Source organism: Caulobacter sp. CCH9-E1 (genome assembly GCF_001556515.1).
Taxonomy (GTDB): domain Bacteria; phylum Pseudomonadota; class Alphaproteobacteria; order Caulobacterales; family Caulobacteraceae; genus Caulobacter.
The window spans coordinates 1-524 of record NZ_LSJA01000295.1; the positions used below are offsets into that span (position 1 = coordinate 1).

At 71.2% G+C, this 524-nt stretch carries 1 protein-coding gene; it reads right to left on the reverse strand.

The genetic code is table 11. The annotated features are described in order from the left end of the window. The coding region (locus AX690_RS16515) for an N-acetylglucosamine-6-phosphate deacetylase (RefSeq protein ID WP_156449709.1) at positions 1–524 on the reverse strand (524 nt) is incomplete at both ends.

Sequence of the window (524 nt, forward strand, 5' to 3'; positions counted from 1 at the left end):
CCCGTCGATCCAGGTTTTCGCGACGTTGAGGTCGTCGTCCAGCAGGCAGAAGTCGGCGGCGAGGCCGGGGGCGATGGCGCCGCGCTGGTGGGAGAGGCCGAGGAACGCGGCAGGGGCGGCCGAGGCCATCATCACCGCCTCTTCCAGCGACAGGCCCAGCATCGAGATCGCGTTGCGGACGGCGGCGGCCATGTCGAGGTCGGAGCCGGCCAGGGTGCCGGCGGCGTCGACGCAGACGCCGTCGCGCACGGTGATCTCGCGGCCTTGCAGGACGAAGCGCTTGTCGGTCATACCGACCGTGGGCATGGCGTCGGTGACCAGCATGAAGCGGTCCAGCGGGCGCGTGCGCAGGGCGATCTTCAGGGTGACCGGATCGACGTGGCGGCCATCGACGATGATCCCGGCCCAGACGGCCTGGTTCTCCAGCACCGCGCCGACGACGCCGGGCTCGCGGCTGGTCAGCGGCGACATGGCGTTGAACAGGTGGGTGACGCCCGAGAGGCCGTGGTCGATGGCCTGGCGCA